The sequence below is a fragment of the Sphingomonas sp. NPDC092440 genome (genome assembly GCF_044754985.1).
Classification (GTDB): domain Bacteria; phylum Pseudomonadota; class Alphaproteobacteria; order Sphingomonadales; family Sphingomonadaceae; genus Sphingomonas.
Window position 1 is genome coordinate 199,180 of sequence record NZ_JBIVQA010000005.1, and the last position, 16,188, is coordinate 215,367.

The 16,188-nt window shown below is 68.1% G+C and carries 17 protein-coding genes; 10 read left to right on the forward strand and 7 right to left on the reverse strand.

Annotation, left to right across the window (positions count from 1 at the left end; translation table 11 throughout):
* Nucleotides 1-194: 194 nt before the first annotated feature.
* From ACIQCS_RS10575 to ACIQCS_RS10585, 3 genes are all read left to right on the forward strand, one after another.
* Complete coding sequence (locus tag ACIQCS_RS10575) at nucleotides 195-1,025, forward strand: EAL domain-containing protein (protein WP_345849977.1); 831 nt, start codon at nucleotides 195-197, stop codon at nucleotides 1,023-1,025.
* Between the two features lie 38 nt (nucleotides 1,026-1,063).
* Nucleotides 1,064-1,744, forward strand: a complete 681-nt coding sequence (locus ACIQCS_RS10580) for a tRNA (guanine(46)-N(7))-methyltransferase TrmB (protein ID WP_345849978.1) — start codon at nucleotides 1,064-1,066, stop codon at nucleotides 1,742-1,744.
* 74 nt (nucleotides 1,745-1,818) lie between these two features.
* Nucleotides 1,819-3,042, forward strand: coding sequence for an aminotransferase class V-fold PLP-dependent enzyme (locus ACIQCS_RS10585; protein WP_345849979.1), 1,224 nt, complete (start codon nucleotides 1,819-1,821; stop codon nucleotides 3,040-3,042).
* Between the two features lie 29 nt (nucleotides 3,043-3,071).
* Here ACIQCS_RS10585 and ACIQCS_RS10590 read toward each other — a convergent pair whose 3' ends face one another.
* The 3 genes from ACIQCS_RS10590 to ACIQCS_RS10600 form a co-directional block, all read right to left on the reverse strand.
* Nucleotides 3,072-3,764 (reverse strand): Crp/Fnr family transcriptional regulator, encoded by a 693-nt coding sequence (locus tag ACIQCS_RS10590; RefSeq protein WP_345849980.1) that lies wholly within the window; start codon nucleotides 3,762-3,764, stop codon nucleotides 3,072-3,074.
* A 77-nt stretch (nucleotides 3,765-3,841) separates the two neighbouring features.
* On the reverse strand, nucleotides 3,842-5,056 hold the full coding sequence (locus ACIQCS_RS10595; protein WP_345849981.1) for a GNAT family N-acetyltransferase: 1,215 nt from the start codon (nucleotides 5,054-5,056) through the stop codon (nucleotides 3,842-3,844).
* Nucleotides 5,057-5,107: 51 nt separating this feature from the next.
* Entirely contained in the window at nucleotides 5,108-5,467 is a 360-nt protein-coding gene (locus tag ACIQCS_RS10600; protein WP_345849982.1) for an STAS/SEC14 domain-containing protein, read from the reverse strand.
* A gap of 42 nt (nucleotides 5,468-5,509) precedes the next feature.
* Here ACIQCS_RS10600 and ACIQCS_RS10605 point away from each other — a divergent pair, with 42 nt between their 5' ends.
* Nucleotides 5,510-5,974, forward strand: a complete 465-nt coding sequence (locus ACIQCS_RS10605) for a DUF2721 domain-containing protein (RefSeq protein ID WP_086130582.1) — start codon at nucleotides 5,510-5,512, stop codon at nucleotides 5,972-5,974.
* A gap of 131 nt (nucleotides 5,975-6,105) precedes the next feature.
* Here ACIQCS_RS10605 and ACIQCS_RS10610 read toward each other — a convergent pair whose 3' ends face one another.
* The 3 genes from ACIQCS_RS10610 to ACIQCS_RS10620 all read right to left on the reverse strand — a co-directional run bounded on the left by ACIQCS_RS10610 (nucleotide 6,106) and on the right by ACIQCS_RS10620 (nucleotide 10,712).
* On the reverse strand, nucleotides 6,106-7,755 hold the full coding sequence (locus ACIQCS_RS10610; RefSeq protein WP_401530786.1) for an amidase: 1,650 nt from the start codon (nucleotides 7,753-7,755) through the stop codon (nucleotides 6,106-6,108).
* A gap of 127 nt (nucleotides 7,756-7,882) precedes the next feature.
* A complete protein-coding gene (locus ACIQCS_RS10615) occupies nucleotides 7,883-9,046 on the reverse strand; it encodes an HlyD family secretion protein (RefSeq protein ID WP_345849984.1) in 1,164 nt (387 codons plus the stop codon).
* Nucleotides 9,039-10,712 (reverse strand): MFS transporter, encoded by a 1,674-nt coding sequence (locus tag ACIQCS_RS10620; RefSeq protein WP_345849985.1) that lies wholly within the window; start codon nucleotides 10,710-10,712, stop codon nucleotides 9,039-9,041. The genes ACIQCS_RS10615 and ACIQCS_RS10620 overlap by 8 nt, the downstream gene beginning before the upstream one ends.
* A gap of 660 nt (nucleotides 10,713-11,372) precedes the next feature.
* Between ACIQCS_RS10620 and ACIQCS_RS10625 the strand changes: the two genes are divergently transcribed.
* Together ACIQCS_RS10625 and ACIQCS_RS10630 are read left to right on the forward strand one after the other, a co-directional pair.
* Complete coding sequence (locus tag ACIQCS_RS10625) at nucleotides 11,373-13,307, forward strand: ribonucleoside-diphosphate reductase subunit alpha (protein ID WP_345849986.1); 1,935 nt, start codon at nucleotides 11,373-11,375, stop codon at nucleotides 13,305-13,307.
* A 91-nt stretch (nucleotides 13,308-13,398) separates the two neighbouring features.
* Nucleotides 13,399-13,794 carry a DUF559 domain-containing protein gene (locus ACIQCS_RS10630; protein WP_345849987.1) on the forward strand — a complete coding sequence of 132 codons (396 nt, stop codon included), beginning with the start codon at nucleotides 13,399-13,401 and terminating at the stop codon, nucleotides 13,792-13,794.
* Nucleotides 13,795-13,907: 113 nt separating this feature from the next.
* Here ACIQCS_RS10630 and ACIQCS_RS10635 read toward each other — a convergent pair whose 3' ends face one another.
* Nucleotides 13,908-14,171 (reverse strand): DUF2171 domain-containing protein, encoded by a 264-nt coding sequence (locus tag ACIQCS_RS10635; protein ID WP_345849988.1) that lies wholly within the window; start codon nucleotides 14,169-14,171, stop codon nucleotides 13,908-13,910.
* 101 nt (nucleotides 14,172-14,272) lie between these two features.
* Here ACIQCS_RS10635 and ACIQCS_RS10640 point away from each other — a divergent pair, with 101 nt between their 5' ends.
* Genes ACIQCS_RS10640 through ACIQCS_RS10655 form a run of 4 tightly spaced genes read left to right on the forward strand, consistent with a single transcriptional unit; the run spans nucleotide 14,273 to nucleotide 16,153 of the window.
* On the forward strand, nucleotides 14,273-14,614 hold the full coding sequence (locus ACIQCS_RS10640) for a hypothetical protein (protein WP_345849989.1): 342 nt from the start codon (nucleotides 14,273-14,275) through the stop codon (nucleotides 14,612-14,614).
* A complete protein-coding gene (locus tag ACIQCS_RS10645) occupies nucleotides 14,611-14,832 on the forward strand; it encodes a hypothetical protein (RefSeq protein ID WP_345849990.1) in 222 nt (73 codons plus the stop codon). Before ACIQCS_RS10640 ends, ACIQCS_RS10645 begins: the two co-directional genes overlap by 4 nt.
* Nucleotides 14,829-15,089 carry a hypothetical protein gene (locus ACIQCS_RS10650; protein WP_345849991.1) on the forward strand — a complete coding sequence of 87 codons (261 nt, stop codon included), beginning with the start codon at nucleotides 14,829-14,831 and terminating at the stop codon, nucleotides 15,087-15,089. The genes ACIQCS_RS10645 and ACIQCS_RS10650 overlap by 4 nt, the downstream gene beginning before the upstream one ends.
* 5 nt (nucleotides 15,090-15,094) lie before the next feature.
* The gene (locus tag ACIQCS_RS10655) at nucleotides 15,095-16,153 is read left to right on the forward strand and encodes a ribonucleotide-diphosphate reductase subunit beta (RefSeq protein ID WP_280281518.1); all 1,059 of its coding nucleotides are present in this window, start codon (nucleotides 15,095-15,097) and stop codon (nucleotides 16,151-16,153) included.
* The last annotated feature ends 35 nt before the right edge of the window (nucleotides 16,154-16,188 follow it).

The window sequence follows — 16,188 nt, forward strand, 5'->3', positions numbered from 1 at the left end:
TGGTAAATTGCGCCCAAGTCGTTGCGATAGCGACTCTCATGCATCGGCGCGACTCGCGGATTCGCGTGGGGCAAGCAAAATCCGCCGCGTTCCGTCCATGGTAGAATCCCCATGGGGAAAATCCCCCTTCGGCGACGCACGGAATGGAGTGAACGGCGTTAACCATTTTTAACGAAGGGCAGAAAGGAAGCATCATGCAAACCGAACCTGCTCCAGCCGCTCCTCAGTCCGGTCTCGCCATTGCCTTCCAGCCGATGATCGCCGCCGCCTCGGGCCAGCCCTTCGCCTGGGCCGCGATCGTCACCGTCCATGGTTGCGACTTTGCCCAGGCCGCCGCGGCGCTCGTCCCTGCCGCACGGCTGCGGCTCGAAATGGCGCGGATCGGTGCCGCGATCGCCGGTGCGGCCGATGCCGGGCTGCTCGACGGCGAGGCGCTGCTCGCGGTTCCCGTCGGCGCCGCCGATGGTGCGCCGGACGCGCTGCTCGCCCATCTCTTCCGCGCCGCGATCGAGCATCGCGTGCCGCTGGATCGCATCGTCGTCGAGATCGATGCCGATGAGCGCGGCGAGCTGGCCCGCGTCGCGGCGCTGGCCCAGGCCTGCGTCGATCGCGGCATCGCCATCGCGTTCGACAGTTTCGCGGTCGGCCCGCTCGCCGTCCGCCTGCTCGGCCGCTTCACGCCGCGCTTCGTCAAGCTCGATGCCGGCCTGGTCCGCACCATCGCCGACAGCAGCTCGCGCCGGGTGATCGTCGAGGGCGTGGTGCGGCTCGCGCGCAACATGGACGTCATCCTGATCGCCAACGGCGTCGCGCGGCGCGAGGATCTGGCCCTGCTGTGCACCATGGGCATCCGCCACATGCAGGGCGACTGGATCGCGCCGGCACGCAGCCGCCCGCTGCCGCGTGCGCACATCGCCCGCCGCGAGCCGCGCGCGATAGTGCCTCAGCATCGCCGCCTCGCCGCGCACCAGCGCATCGCCGTGCTGCGCCCGGCGGTGCCGGCTGCGTTCGCCCAGGCGCTCTAACGCTTGTCCTCCGCGTCCGGGACGCTAACAGGCGGCCCGTGTCCGATCCCGTTTCCATCCGCCGTCTCTATGGCCGCCGCCAGGGCCACAAGCTCCGCCAGGGCCAGTCCGCCCTTGTCGAGGAGTTGCTCCCACAGGTGAGCCTGCCTGAATCGGGCCCGCTCGATTCGGCCATCCTCTTCGGCGACGACCGTCCGCTCGAGTTCGAGATCGGCTTCGGCGCGGGCGAGCATCTCGCCGGCCAGGCCGCGATGCGTCCCGATCACGGCTTTATCGGCTGCGAGCCTTTCCTCAACGGCGTGGTCGGGGCGCTCGGCCATATCCGCGACGGCGATCTGGGGAATGTCCGCCTGCACATGGGCGACGCGCTCGAAGTGCTCGAGCGGCTGCCCGACGCCAGCCTCGACCGGCTCTACCTGCTGCATCCCGATCCCTGGCCCAAGGCGCGCCACGCCAAGCGCCGGATGATGAACCATGGCCCGCTCGACATCATCGCGGCGAAGCTCAAGCCCGGCTGCGAGTTCCGCCTGGGCACCGACGATCCCACCTATTGCCGCTGGTCGATGATGATCATGGACCAGCGCCGCGACTTCGCCTGGCAGGCGAAGACCGCGCAGGATTTCCTAACCCGCCCGGCGGACTGGCCCGAGACGCGCTACGAGCGCAAGGCGCGGCGCCAGGGCCATGAGGTCTGGTACTTCCGCTATATTCGCCGATAAGCTGCGCGCTGCCGCATGGTGCGGCCCCGGCCCCTCTGCTATCCGCGCGGCTCCGGATCGGGAGGAGGGGAATGATGGACCGCAGGACCTTGCTGGCCGCCGCGGCCGCGATGCCCGTCGTTCCGGCCCTTGCGGCGGATGACGCGCGCTGGGCCGGCATCGCCGCGCAGTATGACGTCACGCGCAAGGTGGTGCAGCTCGAGCACGGCAACTGGGGAATGATGGCGCGGCCGGTGCTTGCCGCCTATCGCGCCCATGTCGATCGCGTGAACCGCGATACCAGCTTCTATGCCCGGCGCGAGATGCCCGGCGAGATCGAGGCGATCCGCGCCCGGGTGGCCGGCGTCATGGGCGTGGGAACCGCGGAGCTTGCCTTCACCCGCAACGCCACCGAAGCGATGCGCGCGCTGATCCTGGGCTATAATCGCCTGCGCCCGGGCGACGCGGTGCTCCATGCCGATCTCGACTATGACGCGATGCAGGCCTGTATGGAGAGCCTGAAGGGCCGGCGCGGCGCGGAGGTGCTCAAGATCGCCCTGCCGCTGCCCGCCACGCGCCAGGCGGTGCTCGATGCCTATGCAAGGGCCTTTGCCGCGCACCCCAATCTCCGCATGGTGCTGCTCACCCATGTCAGCCACCGCACCGGGCTGGTGCTGCCGGTCGCCGAGATCGCGGCGATGGCCCGGCTCCGCGGCATCGACGCGATCGTCGATGCGGCGCACGGCGTCGGCCAGATCGACTATAGGCTGCCCGAGCTCGCGGCCGATTTCATCGGCATCAACCTGCACAAATGGATCGGCGCGCCGCTCGGCGTCGGCGCGATCGTGATCCGGGGCGGCCGGCTGGCGGACATCGATGTCGACCCCGCCGAAGCCGGCGCCAATCCGGCGGACATCCGGTCCCGCGTCCATACCGGCACGCTGGACTATGCGGCGCAGCTCGCGGTGCCTGCCGCGCTCGACTTCCATGACGGCATCGGCGCCGCCGCCAAGCAGGCCCGGCTCCGGGCGCTGCGCGATCGCTGGGTCCGCCCCGCACGCGAACTGGCGAATGTGGAGGTGCTCACGCCCGACGATCCCGGCAGCTATGGCGCGATCACCGCGTTCCGGCTCAAGGGGCAGACGTCGCACGAAGCCAATGTCGCGCTGGCCAGGCGTCTGCTCGACGCGCACGGCATCTTCGCCGTGCATCGCGACGGCCTGGCGAGCGGAAGCTGCGTGCGAGTGACGCCGGCGCTGGCGACGACCATGGAAGAGGTGGATCGGTTCGTGGAAGCGCTGCGGAAGGTGGCGGGCTAGCCCCAATCCTTTCGCCGGGGTGACGGCTGTTACGCCGCCTCCAGCATCGCCCGGTCGCGGATGGTGATGCCGCGCGCGCCCATCAGGTTGATCGCGCCTTCGGCCTTGAGCCTGCTCAGCTGGCGGCTCACCGTCTCGATCGTCAGCCCCAGCACCTCCGCCATCTCGCCGCGGGTGAGGGGCAGGTCGAAGGTCTCCGGCCCGGAGGCAGTGGCGCGGCAGCCCTGCGCGCGGTCGGCCAGGTCGAGCAGGAAGCCGGCCAGCTTCTCGCGCGCGGAGAGCCGGGCGAGGGTGAGCATCCGCCCCCGCGCCTCGTCGAGCGCCGCCAGCGTGCGCTGGAGCAGCAGCCGCTCCATGCGAACATGGTCTTCGAGCACGCGCTCGAACGGCTTGCGGGGGAAGACGCAGAGCTCGACGTCGCCGAGCGCGGTGACGGTGAAGTCGGCCAGCGCGGTCCAGGGGCGGCCGACGAAATCGGCCGGATAGAGCAGCCCCACCACCTGCTCGCGGCCATCGGGCGTGACGGCGCTCAGCTTGAGCACGCCCGAGAGGAGATTGGCGCAGACCAGGCTTTCCTCGCCGGCCCAGACCAGAGTCTGCCCGCGCGTGAGCCGGCGGCGCTGGCCGATCGTGTTGAGCGCGCCGAGCTCGGCATCGTCGAGGCTGGCGCAGAGCGCCCGGTCGCGCACCGCGCAGTCGGAGCAGATATGGGCGGCAATCATGCGCCGCATATCGGGGCCGGTTTGACGAAGGTCAAAGCGACGGATTGTCCCAGGGGGCAGGCGGGCGGCGCCTTACCTCACGAACCGGGAAGCGCCCCATGTATCTCTGTCTGGTTGCCGGTGCCTTTGCCTTCTTCATCGCCGCGGTCGCCTTCCTCAGCATCGAGGACGCGGTTCGCTTCCGCGGGCGCTGAGCCGCTCTCGGCGCGGCCGGTGCGCTTCCAGGCGCCGCGCAGCAGCTTGCCCGCCAGCGCGTCGAGCCCCGGCCGCACGAACAGCCAGTCGCGGATCGCCGGGCCCTTCGCGGCGCCGATCACCTGCTTGTAGCCGCTGTCGCCGGCGCCCCAGTCGACGGCGGCGATGCCGTCCTCGATCGCGCGGACGAGATTGCGATAATAGAGCAGCTTGCCGGGCGAATGCTTGGCGAAGCGCGGATCATAGCTGTTCGCGATCGCATATTTGAGCGGGCCGGCATTGAGATCGAACGAGAAGGCGGCGGGGGCGCCGTCGACGCGGAGCAGCGCCGTCCACATCATCCGGGCGATCACGGGATCCTCGGCGGCGGCGCGCCAGAAGCCGCCATGGCCGCGCGCGGTGAACTTGGCGTCGGAGCCGTCGGTCCGCGCCGCGATCCAGCTCTTCTCCTCGATGTCGGCAAGCGCCGCGAACGCCGCGTCGTTCCAGCCGCCGCCGTGGACGAAGCTCCAGTCGAGCGCGCCATGGCTGCCCAGATGCTTCTCGTGGAAGCGGTTCTTCTTGAGCGTCGAGTTGCGCGGCCAGGTGCCTTCGGCGCGCTCGGCGGCGATGTCGAGCAGGAAGCTGTCCGCCACGAACCGGTCGAGCACCGCCCAGCCCCGGTTGCGGGCCGCCTCCTTCAGCAGCTCCAGCCCGGGATCGCCGTCATAGACCGGGCCGACGCGCAGGGCGCGCGCCGCGCGGGCGAGCCGGGGCAGCAGCGCCTCGATCGCCTCGACCCCGGCATCCTCGCGGACGGGGAAGGTGCGGAAGGGCCAGTAGCAGCCGGGAATCGCGGCCAGCTTCGCCCAGGCCGGGCCGGTCGAGACGATCGGCAGCGCGGCCACCGGCTCGCCCTCGCGCGCCACGGTGAGCGTGCGGGCCTGGCCGCCATAGGTGCGGAGCGCGGCGGCGAACCAGCCATAGCGCAGGAACCGGTGCGACGGGCGGGCGCCCGCCGCCACGGCATCGATCGCGCCGGCCAGCCCGTCGACGCAATCGACGGTGAGCGCCGGCGGCAGGCGCGTGAATTCCTCGAGCAGCATCGGCTTCGACATGGCCATGCTTCTAGCCCGGCACCCGTTACCAAGCCGTGATGACGCGGGCGGTCACGCTCCGCGGGCCCAGGCGCGGGCAGCGTCGAGCTCCTCGGGGGTGAAGATCTTCTGCTCGCCCGGCGCCATCCATCCGGTGGCGCGGCTGGCGGCGACGATCCAGCCGATATCGGTCACCACCGCGACGCGGCCGATCTTGGTGAGGTGCCCCACGCCCCAGCTGATGTCCTTCCACCATGCCGCCAGCTCCATGCCGGCGAAGCTGCGGATCACCGCGACCGCCGACAGCTTGCCGTGGCGGGCGATCACCGCCTCCATTTCGCCGGCGGCGGCGTCATATTCGGCGCGGGTGACTTCGCCGTCGACGGTGAACTCGATCACCCCGGCTTCCATGTCGGTTTCGAACTGCATCATGGGCTTCACTCCGTTCGGTTCCCCGGTCATAACGCATGACGCATGGAAGGCCCCTATCTCTCCACGGTTTCTGAAACGATTCAGGCGGCGATCGCGCCGGTGTTCCTCCTGGCGGGCATCGGGGCGTTCCTGAACGTGATGGTCGGCCGGCTCGCGCGCATCGTCGATCGCGCGCGCAACATCGAGCAGCTCCACCCGCGCTCCACCGGGCCCGAGCATGATCGCCATGTGTGGGAGCTGCGCATCATCGATCGCCGCATCTCGGTGATCAACAACGCAATCTTCCTGTGCACGGCCAGCGCCCTCGCCATCTGCTTCGTCGTCGCAATGATGTTCGTCGCGCGGCTCAGCAACCTGCATGTCGGCATCTGGGTGGCGAGCGCATTCATCGTCTCGATGCTGCTGCTGATGGCCGGCCTGATCTATTTCCTGTTCGAGGTGCGCATGTCGCTCGAGGCGATCCATGTGCGCGAGGAGCTGCTCGAGCTGGACGGCAAGAAGAAATAGCCCAGATCCTCCCCCAGCTTGCCGGGCGAGGGGGACCGCGACGCGTAGCGTCGGGGTGGAGGGGTGCGCCGGCCCCTCCACCATCGCTGTGCGACGGTCCCCCTCCCCGAGACAAGCTCGGGGAGGATTGATCAGGGCTGCCGCGGCCCCAGGTCCGCGGGGATCGTCGGCAGATATTGCGGCACCACCCGGGCGTGCGTCGCCTGCTCATAGGCATAGCCGGCCTTGAGCAGCAGCCCGTCGGCATAGGCGGTGCCGATGAAGGAGAGGCCGGCCGGCAGCCCGTTCACCAGGCCCATCGGCACGGTGAGGTGCGGATAGCCGGAGACCGCCGGCAGCTCGCTCGCCGAGGGCCCCTGGAACTGGTCGCCATGGGCGGGATCGCTCAGCCAGGGCGTGCCATAGGTCGGCGTGACCAGGATCTGCGCGTCCGCAGCCTTGAGCATCGCGTCGATCCCCTCGGGCCCGGCCATGCGCGCCGATTTCTCGCGCGCCGCCAGATATTCGGGATCGTCCAGGCCCTTGGACTTGTCGGCCTTGATGAAGGTCTCCTGGCCGAAGAACGGCATCTCGGCGTCCTTGTGCGCCTCGTTGAAGGCGATCAGGTCGGCGAGCGTCTTCGGGCCCACGCTGGCCGGAGTGGTGGCGAGATAGGCGGCCATGTCGGCCTTGAGCTCGGTGTGGAGGACCAGCCCCTCGGCGTCGCCCAGGCCCTTCAGCTCGGGCATCTTCACTTCGACCAGCACCGCGCCGGCCGCGCCGAGCTCGGCGAGCGCCTTGTCGAAGCGGGCGGCGAGGTCGGCCGCCATCTCGGGCTTCCAATAGCCGATCCGCATGCCCTTGAGCGCATCCGGGCTCAACCCGGCGGCATAGTCCTTGCGGTGCCTGTCCGCGTCCTTGGTCGCCGGGTCGGCGGCATCGCTGCCCACCATCGCGCCGAACAGGATCGCCGCGTCCTTCACCGAGCGCGCCATCGGCCCCGGCGTATCCTGGCTGTGGCTGATCGGCACCACGCCGGTGCGGCTGATCAGCCCCAGCGTCGGCTTGAGGCCGACCAGCCCGTTCATCGCCGCCGGGCACACCACCGAGCCGTCGGTCTCGGTGCCCACCGCCACCGCCGCCAGGCTCGCCGCGATCGCCGCGCCTGATCCGCTCGACGAGCCGCAGGCGGAGCGATCAAGGGCATAGGGGTTCTTCACCAGCCCGCCCATCGCGCTCCAGCCGCTCATCGAGTTGTTCGAGCGGATGTTCGCCCATTCGGAGAGGTTGGTCTTGCCGAGGACGATCGCGCCCTGCGCCCGCAGCCGCGCGACCAGCGGCGCATCCCGCCCGGTATCGTTGTTGGCCAGCGCCAGGCTGCCCGCGGTGGTGGGCATGTTCTGCGTCTCGATATTGTCCTTGATCAGCACCGGGATGCCGTCGAGCGGGCCGAGCGGCTTGCCCGTCTTGCGCCGGTCGTCGCTGTCGCGGGCGTCGGCGCGCAGGTCCTTGGCCGGCGCGACGGCGATCACCGAGCGCAGCGTCGGCCCGGCGCGGTCGAGCTTCCCGATCCGCGCGACATAGGCGTCGACGATGTAGCTGCTGGTCATGCTTCCGTCGGCAAGCGCCGCGCGCAGCGCGTCGATCGACTGTTCCTCGACGGTGGGCAGCGGGCGCGGCGCTTCCTGGACCACGATGTCGGACGGGGCGGGAGCCGGCGCCGTGCCGGCCGGCGCCTCCTGCGCCCAGGCGGGCATCGTCCAGGCCAGAGCCACCGCCAGCGCCGTCATTCCCGTCCGCATATGCCGTCCCCGAATCTCGTTGCGGGGCCAGCCTAGCCTGACGCCCCATCATCGTCATCCCCGCCTGCGCGGGGATGACGGCTAAGGCGGGAAGGGCGGACAAGGTGAGGAAGGCGGGCAAGGAAGCTCAGTCCCCAACCGCCACGCTCGCCTCCACCGACATGCCCGGCCGCAGCCGCGCGGCCGCCGGCTGGTCCGGGTCGATCCTGATCCGCACCGCGATCCGCTGGGGGATCTTCACGAAATTGCCCGTCGCATTGTCGCTGCGGATCACCGCGAACTCCGATCCCGCCGCCGGCGCCAGCTGCTCGACCGTGCCGGTCAGCTTCGCGCCGCCCAGCGCGTCGACCCGGAAGCTCGCCTTGGCGCCCGGGCGGATCTTCGCCGTCTGCGCCTCCTTGAAATTGGCGGTGACCCACAAGGTCTGCGGCACCAGCGCCATCAGCTGGGTGCCGGCCGTGACATATTGGCCGCGCCGCCCGCCGATCTCGCCCAATTGCCCGGCCACCGGCGCATGGATCACCGTGTTGGCGAGGTCGATCTCGGCGAGGTGGAGCGCCGCCCTGGCCGCATCCACCGCGGCGACCAGCCCGCCCTTGTTCACCGTCACGCTGCGGATGTCCTCGCTCGCCACCGTCCGCGCCGCCTGGGCCTGCGCCACCGCCGACTGGGCGGTGCGCAGCGCGGCGAGCGCCGCATCGCGGTCCCGCCGGGTGATGAAGCCCTGCCTGGCCAGCGCGTCGATCCGGTTGAAATCGGCCTGCGCCTTGGCGAGCTGCGCCTGGGCGGAGGCGACCGCCGCCTGTTGCGAGCCATAGGCCGCGGTCTTGGACGCCGCCTGTTGCGGGTTGTTGGCGAGCGCGGCTTCGGCGCTGGCGACGTTCGCCTTCGCCTGGTCGACGCGCTGGCGATAGATGCGATCGTCGATCGTCGCGAGCACGTCGCCCGCCCGCACGCGCGCGAAATCCTGGACCGGCACGTCGGTGAGATAGCCGCTCACCTGTGGGCTGATGATCGTCACCTGCCCGCGCACATAGGCATTCTCGGTCGACTGGACATTGCCGGCAAAGGGCCAGACCTGCCACGCCATCAGCACCGCGACGACGCCGGCCAGCACCAGCAGCGCCGCGACCAGGATGGCGGTCCAGGACAGGCGGGGCGGGATCCACCGGCGCGCGGCGACCTCGGGCGTGGGCGGCGGATCCGCACCCTCGCTCGGCGCGGGCGCGGGGGCCGGCGGGGGCACCGGCCTCGCGTCCGCTTCGATCGCCGGGGTGGTCGGCTCAGCCATTCTTCGCTCCTGCTTGTTGCTCGGCGGCGGCGCGCGCCAGGTTCTCGCGCCGGATCCGCATGATGGGGATGAAGACCCACAAGATCGTCCCCGCCGCGATCGCCGCGATCAGCAGGAAAGTGTCGTTATAGGCCAGGATGTTCGCCTCGCGCGTCACGGTCTGCGAGAGGATCGCCGCGCCCTCGGCCTGGCGCAGGCCGGGGTCGATCAGCACCCGGCCATAGGCGCCGGCATTCTGCTGGAGCCGCTGCGCCACCAGCGGATCGCCGCTCGCCAGCTGGGCGACGATGGCGTTGCTGTGCGCCCGCTCGCGGATCACCTGGAAGGTGCCGAGCATCGCCGATCCGAACAGGCCGCCCAGATTCTGGGTGATGCCGAACAGCGCCGAGAAGCTGACGAAATGGGTCGGCCCCTCGCGCAGCGCGCGGGTCAGCCCGATCAGCATCGCCGGCCCGATGAACAGGGCACTGGCAAAGCCCAGCAGCGCCTGGCTGAAATACATGTCGTGCGGGCGGATCAGGTTGGTCGAATCCGAATCGAGCCAGGCGCCCAGGCCGATCAGCGCCAGCGCGATCAGGATCGGCTTGCCGAGGAACAGGGGATCGAGCGTGAGCGCGCCGACCACCACCCCGGCCAGCGTCGCGAGCAGCACCACCAGATAGAGCATCCGCATCTGGTCGTTGCCCATGCCCAGCACGGTGAGCAGCCCCGACGCGCCGATCGTCTGCTCCGAAAGCACCACGCGCACCAGGATCGAGACCAGGGCGAAGCGCACGATGTCGCGGCTCGCCAGCCAGCGCGTGTTGAGCAGCGGGCGCGCGCGGTGATGCTCGATCAGCCAGGCGATCGGCAGCAGCACGATCGCCCCGATCAGCGCCGGTGCGATCCACGGCGCCTCGAACCACCACAGCGCCCGGCCCATGCCCAGCACCGCGCAGAGCAGCGCCATGCCGCCGGCGAAGATCGGGAAAGTGAGGAAGTCGAGCGGCTCGAACACCTTCATCCGCTCGACCGGGGGCAGCACGAGCAGCCGCACCGCCGCCAGGCAGAACAGGGCCAGGCCCAGCTCGAACAGATACATGGTCTGCCAGCGATCGGGCTCGAAGGCTTCGCTGGGGAAGAGCCGGGCGAGGGGGACGGCGATCTGCGGCAGGCTGATCGCGATCACGATGCCCTTCAGCCGGTGCTCGGGCGTCCAGGCCTGGACCATGTAGAGCAGCCCCACCGTGCTGCACGCCGCCGCCGCGATCCCGCTCAGCGCGCGCACCGCCACCGCCGTCGCGAAGCTGTGCGCGATCAGGTGCCCGGCGGTGGTCAGGGCGAAGGCGCCGAGGAAGATCTGGGTGAACAGCCGGATGCCGAATTGCTGGCGGAACTTGATCAGCACCATGTTCGCGCAGACGTTCGTCATCACATAGACGGTCGGCAGCCACTGGATCTCGGCGGAGTAGAGTCCCAGCGATCCCTGCAGGGTCGTCAGGTTCGCGGTGACGATCGCATTGCCCAGCGACCCTGAAAGGATCACCAGCACCGCCACCGACATATAGGCCGCGCGCCGCAGCGGCGGGTGCCAGGGGGTGGGCGGCGAGCCGGGGATGGGCGAGCGCTCGTGCGGGGCCGGCTGCCATGCCGGCTGCTCCCCCGTCGCTGCCCCGTTCGTTGCCATCCCGACATAATCCCGCGCGCGGCGGAACGATCCGCCAAAGGACTGCCTCTAGACCCGGGCAAGTCTGATTGAATATCGCGCAATCGGCAACGCTCGGTTGCGTGGACTGCAATCGCTCCCTGGGGTGAGGGCCGGGGAGCGCTGAATCCCGAGCTGCCATCCGTGATCCGGCGAAAGGTGGATGCGTTCCTGTAGCGATCGCCATCATCTGCGGTGCGTTCGAGCGGGCAACCACAAGCCCTTGTGGTCCCCCGGATTCCTCCACGCGAAAAAAATTAACGTTCCGCGTTCGTTCCCTTGCCTTTCGGAAACCCTAGGAAAGTCCGCGCGTCGCGGCATTGCAGCAGATATGCAGGTGCCACGAACCGAGTCATTTTAGCGACGAAACGTTGTGGAAATTAACCATTTCGGGTCTTGTGCCCGGACTCGGTTTGGCACAATCTGTTGTGGTTGCACTGAGGGGCAAGCTCAAGCACTGGTGGACTCACCGCCGCATACCCATATGCGGAACGGGTCGATTCGTGCCTGGGACGAAGTGCGATGGACATGTTTTGTTCTTCGCGCGCGACCGTGTCGATGCTAGGATCGGCGGCCCCTTCGAGTCGGGATTTATGCCTTCCCCCGGGGAAGGCCAGTGAAGCTTTGTCAGGGGTGAGAGTTATGGAATTCAGGGACACGGAAAACAGCGTGAACGAGACCGTCGCCGAAGCCCCCGCCACTGCCGGCAAGCCGGCCGCGAGCGACGCCGCCAGGGCGGCGCCCAAGGCGCGCAAGCGGAACGACAGCAAGGCCGTCGCGCCGCAGGCGTTCGACGTCGAGGTCGATCATTCGCGCGACGCGCTGCTCACCGAATTCGGCAAGGAGACGCTGCGCGACCGCTATCTGCTGCCCGGCGAGAATTTCCAGGATCTGTTCGTGCGCGTCGCCTCGGCCTATGCCGATGATCAGGGGCACGCCCAGCGCATCTACGACTATATCTCGAAGCTGTGGTTCATGCCCGCCACCCCCGTTCTCTCGAACGGCGGCACCGGGCGCGGCCTGCCGATCAGCTGCTTCCTCAATTCGGTGCCCGACAGCCTGAACGGCATCGTCGACACCTGGAACGAGAATGTCTGGCTCGCCTCGCGCGGCGGCGGCATCGGCACCTATTGGGGCAATGTCCGCGGCATCGGCGAGCCGGTGGGCCTCAACGGCAAGACCTCGGGCATCATTCCCTTCGTCCGCGTGATGGATTCGCTCACCCTGGCGATCTCGCAGGGGTCGCTGCGCCGCGGCTCGGCCGCCTGCTATCTCGACATCTCGCACCCGGAGATCGAGGAGTTCCTCGAGATCCGCAAGCCGTCGGGCGACTTCAACCGCAAGGCGCTGAACCTGCACCACGGCGTGCTGATTCCCGACGCGTTCATGGAAGCGGTGCGGGCCGGCGCGGAATGGGAGCTGAAGTCGCCGAAGGATCAGTCGGTCCGCGGCAAGGTCGATGCGCGCGCGCTGTTCCAGAAGCTGGTCGAGACTCGCCTCGCCACCGGCGAGCCCTATATCGTGTTCGCCGATCACGTGAACTCGAACATGCCCAAGCATCACCGCGATCTGGGCCTCAAGGTCTCCACTTCGAACCTCTGCTCGGAGATCACGCTGCCCACGGGCAAGGATCATCTGGGCAATGAGCGCACCGCGGTGTGCTGTCTCTCCTCGCTCAACCTCGAGACCTGGGACGAGTGGAAGGGCGAGACCGGGATGATCGAGGACGTGATGCGCTTCCTCGACAATGTCCTGCAGGACTATATCGACCGGGCCGAGCCGGGCATGGAAAAGGCCGCCTATTCGGCCAGCCGCGAGCGTTCGGTGGGCCTGGGCGTGATGGGTTTCCACTCCTTCCTCCAGGCGCGGAACATCCCGTTCGAAGGTGCGATGGCCAAGAGCTGGAACCTGCGCATCTTCAAGCACGTCAAGGCGCAGGTCGACCAGGCGTCGATGGCGCTCGCGGTCGAGCGCGGGCCGTGCCCGGACGCGGCGGACATGGGCGTGATGGAGCGTTTCAGCTGCAAGATGGCGATCGCGCCGACCGCGTCGATCTCGATCATCTGCGGCGGCACCTCGGCCTGTATCGAGCCGATCCCGGCCAATATCTACACGCACAAGACGCTGTCGGGTTCGTTCTCGGTCAAGAATCCCTATCTGGAAAAGCTGCTCTCGGAGAAGAGCAAGAATTCGGATGCGGTGTGGAACTCGATCCTGGAGCAGGGCGGCTCGGTCCAGCATCTCGACTTCCTCAGCCAGGAAGAGAAGGACGTCTACAAGACCTCGTTCGAGATCGACCAGCGCTGGATCCTCGAGCTGGCCGGCGATCGCTCGCCCTATATCGACCAGGCCCAGTCGCTGAACCTGTTCATCCCGGCGGACGTGGAGAAGTGGGACCTGCTGATGCTCCACTTCCGCGCCTGGGAGCTCGGCATCAAGTCGCTCTATTATCTCCGCTCCAAGTCGGTGCAGCGCGCCGGCTTCGCGGGCGGGGTGGAAGCCGACAACACGATCGAGAAGCCGCAGTTCAACCTGGGCGAGTCGACCGATTATGACGAATGCCTGGCGTGCCAGTGAGGTGGCGGAGCTAGGGAAACCGGCGGACGCGCAAACTCCCTCTCCCCTTGTGGGAGAGGGAAGGGGCCCGCGCGCGAAGCGCGTGGGAAGGGTGAGGGGGAATGAGGCGGCTCTGACCAAACGTCAGCTCCTGCCCGCGACGACGGTGTTTCGCTCGCGCGAACTGCGCCGCAATGCCGGCCCGGTGGAGCTTGCACTCAAGGCTGCACTGCGCCGTGCCCTGCCGGACGCCGGGTTCCGTCATCAGGTGCCCTTCGGCGCCTATCACGCCGATTTCTGCTCGCACGCGGCGAAGCTGATCGTCGAAGCGGACGACGCCACCCATGTGGTGCGTCGCGATCGCGACGAGGCGCGGACGCGCTTCCTCAATGTGGAAGGCTATCGCGTGCTGCGCTTCTGGAACAACGATGTGATGACGAACGTCGAAGGCGTTATTGCGGAAATTGCCCGGAATCTGCCGCCGCAATTGCGGGGAAATTTCGCGTGATACGTCCCCCTCACCCTTCCGCCGCTACGCGGCTCCCTCCCTCTCCCACAAGGGGAGAGGGAATGGCGGATCGCCGCTCCCTCTCTCCTCGGGTAAGAGGGGCTGCGCTTGGCTCAGGCCTCTTCCTCGAAGATCTCGACCGCGTTGGCCGCGGTGGCGGACAGGCGCACCTTGTCGCCTTCCACGCCGGCGACCAGGCCGACCGAGACATAGTGATGATGCCCGGCATGGCTGCCCGCCGCGCCTTCGATTTCGATGGCGCTGTCCTTCCTGGTGAGCTTGATCCGGCTGCCCTCGACCTTGTCGACGGTGCCGACATGGACGCCGTCGGCGCCGATCACTTCCATATGCTCGCGGATCGCCTGCAAATCGGTCATCTCGGATCTCCTTGGGGGGATGGTTCGCACGCTCAACGCGCGCCGCGGCGAAACGATGCAGCCGCGCGCGCCGCCTCCCACGCACCCGAAGGGGGAATCGCATGAAGCCCGTTCGCGCATCCTTCCAAGCCCTGGCGCTCACTGCCGTGCTGCTGCTCGCCGCCTGCGCGAAGCAGGTGCCCAGCGCCGTCCAGCCCGAAGCGCCGGGCTTCCTGCTCGGCCTGTGGCACGGCTTCATCTTCCCGGTCGCCTGGTTCCTGTCGCTGATCCTGCCGGACGTCGCCGTCTATGCCGTGCCCAACAATGGCGGCTGGTATGATTTCGGCTATTTCCTCGGCATCTGCGTGTTCGGGGTCGGCGCCAATCGCGGGCATCGGGTGACTCGGGTCGTCTATCGTGACCGGGTGGTGCGCGGCCGGAACACCACGGTGATCGACCAGTGACGCGCAGCCTCGCCCTGATGGCCGGCATCGCCGGAGCGGCGGGCGCCGCGGGCCTCACCGCCATGGTGAAGCCCGCCGCCACGCGCGCCTGGCTCGGCCTGCCCGAGGGCGAGGCGAGCGGCTATGCGCTGCGCATCGCGGGCATGATGCTGCTCGCATTGGGCCTGTTCCTCGGCGGCTTCGCGGCGGTGTTCATGGCTACGGGAGGGGCGGCATGATCGGCGCCTCAGTCTATATCAGCCTGTCGCTTCTGAGCACGGGTATCATGGGTTCGCTCCGCCCCGTCGGATGGGATGCCGCGGGCATGCCGCAAAGTCGGCGCGATTGGGTTCGGCTGAATAGCGATCGACCCGCTTCTTCGCCCGAGATCCCTCTCCCGCGGGGGCTGCGGCTTATGCGCATCCTGTCCATCCTTCTTTCGATCGTTGCCGCAGCCATGCTCGGCTTCTCCATCTATCAGTTCGTCACGGAGTAACCCCAATGCCGCTTCTCGAAGCCCGCAAGACCTACAAGCCCTTCGAATATCCCTGGGCGTTCGAGTTCTGGAAGCGCCAGCAGCAGATCCACTGGCTGCCGGAAGAGGTGCCGCTCGGCGAGGATTGCCGCGACTGGGCGCAGAAGCTCACCGATCACGAGCGCAACCTGCTCACCCAGATCTTCCGCTTCTTCACCCAGGCGGACGTCGAGGTGCAGGATTGCTACCACGAGAAATATGGCCGCGTGTTCAAGCCGACCGAGATCAAGATGATGCTGACTGCGTTCAGCAACATGGAGACGGTCCATATCGCCGCCTATTCGCACCTGCTCGACACGATCGGCATGCCCGAGACCGAATATGCCGCCTTCCTCCAGTATAAGGAGATGAAGGACAAGCATGACTATCTGAGCACTTTCGGCGTCGACACCGACGAGGACATCGCCAAGACGCTGGCCATGTTCGGCGGCTTCACCGAGGGGCTGCAGCTCTTCGCCTCGTTCGCGATGCTGATGAACTTCCCGCGCTTCAACAAGATGAAGGGCATGGGCCAGATCGTGTCCTGGTCGGTGCGCGACGAGAGCCTGCACTGCGAGGGCATCATCAGGCTGTTCCATGCCTTCTGCAAGGAGCGCAACTGCCTTACCCCGTCGGTGCGCGACGACATTCTCGACATGTGCCAGAAGACGGTGCGCATCGAGGACGCGTTCATCGACCTGGTGTTCGAGATGGGCCCGGTGAACGGGATGACGCCCAAGGAAATCAAGAAATATGTCCGCTACATCGCGGACTGGCGCCTGGGCCAGCTCGGCCTCAAGCCGATCTACATGGTGGAGGAGCACCCGCTGCCCTGGCTCGCCCCGCTGCTGAACGGCGTGGAGCACGCCAATTTCTTCGAGACCCGCGCGACCGAATATTCGAAGGCGGCGACCCGCGGCGCCTGGAACGAAGTGTGGGATTCGTTCGACAAGCGCCAGAAGGCGAAGGTGACGCCGGTGGCCAACGAGGATGGCGGCGAAGGCGGGCCGGACATGTTCTCGAAGGCGGGGATTGCGGCGGAGTGATAATGGAATTGCCCTGCGCCAATTGGAGCGACTAA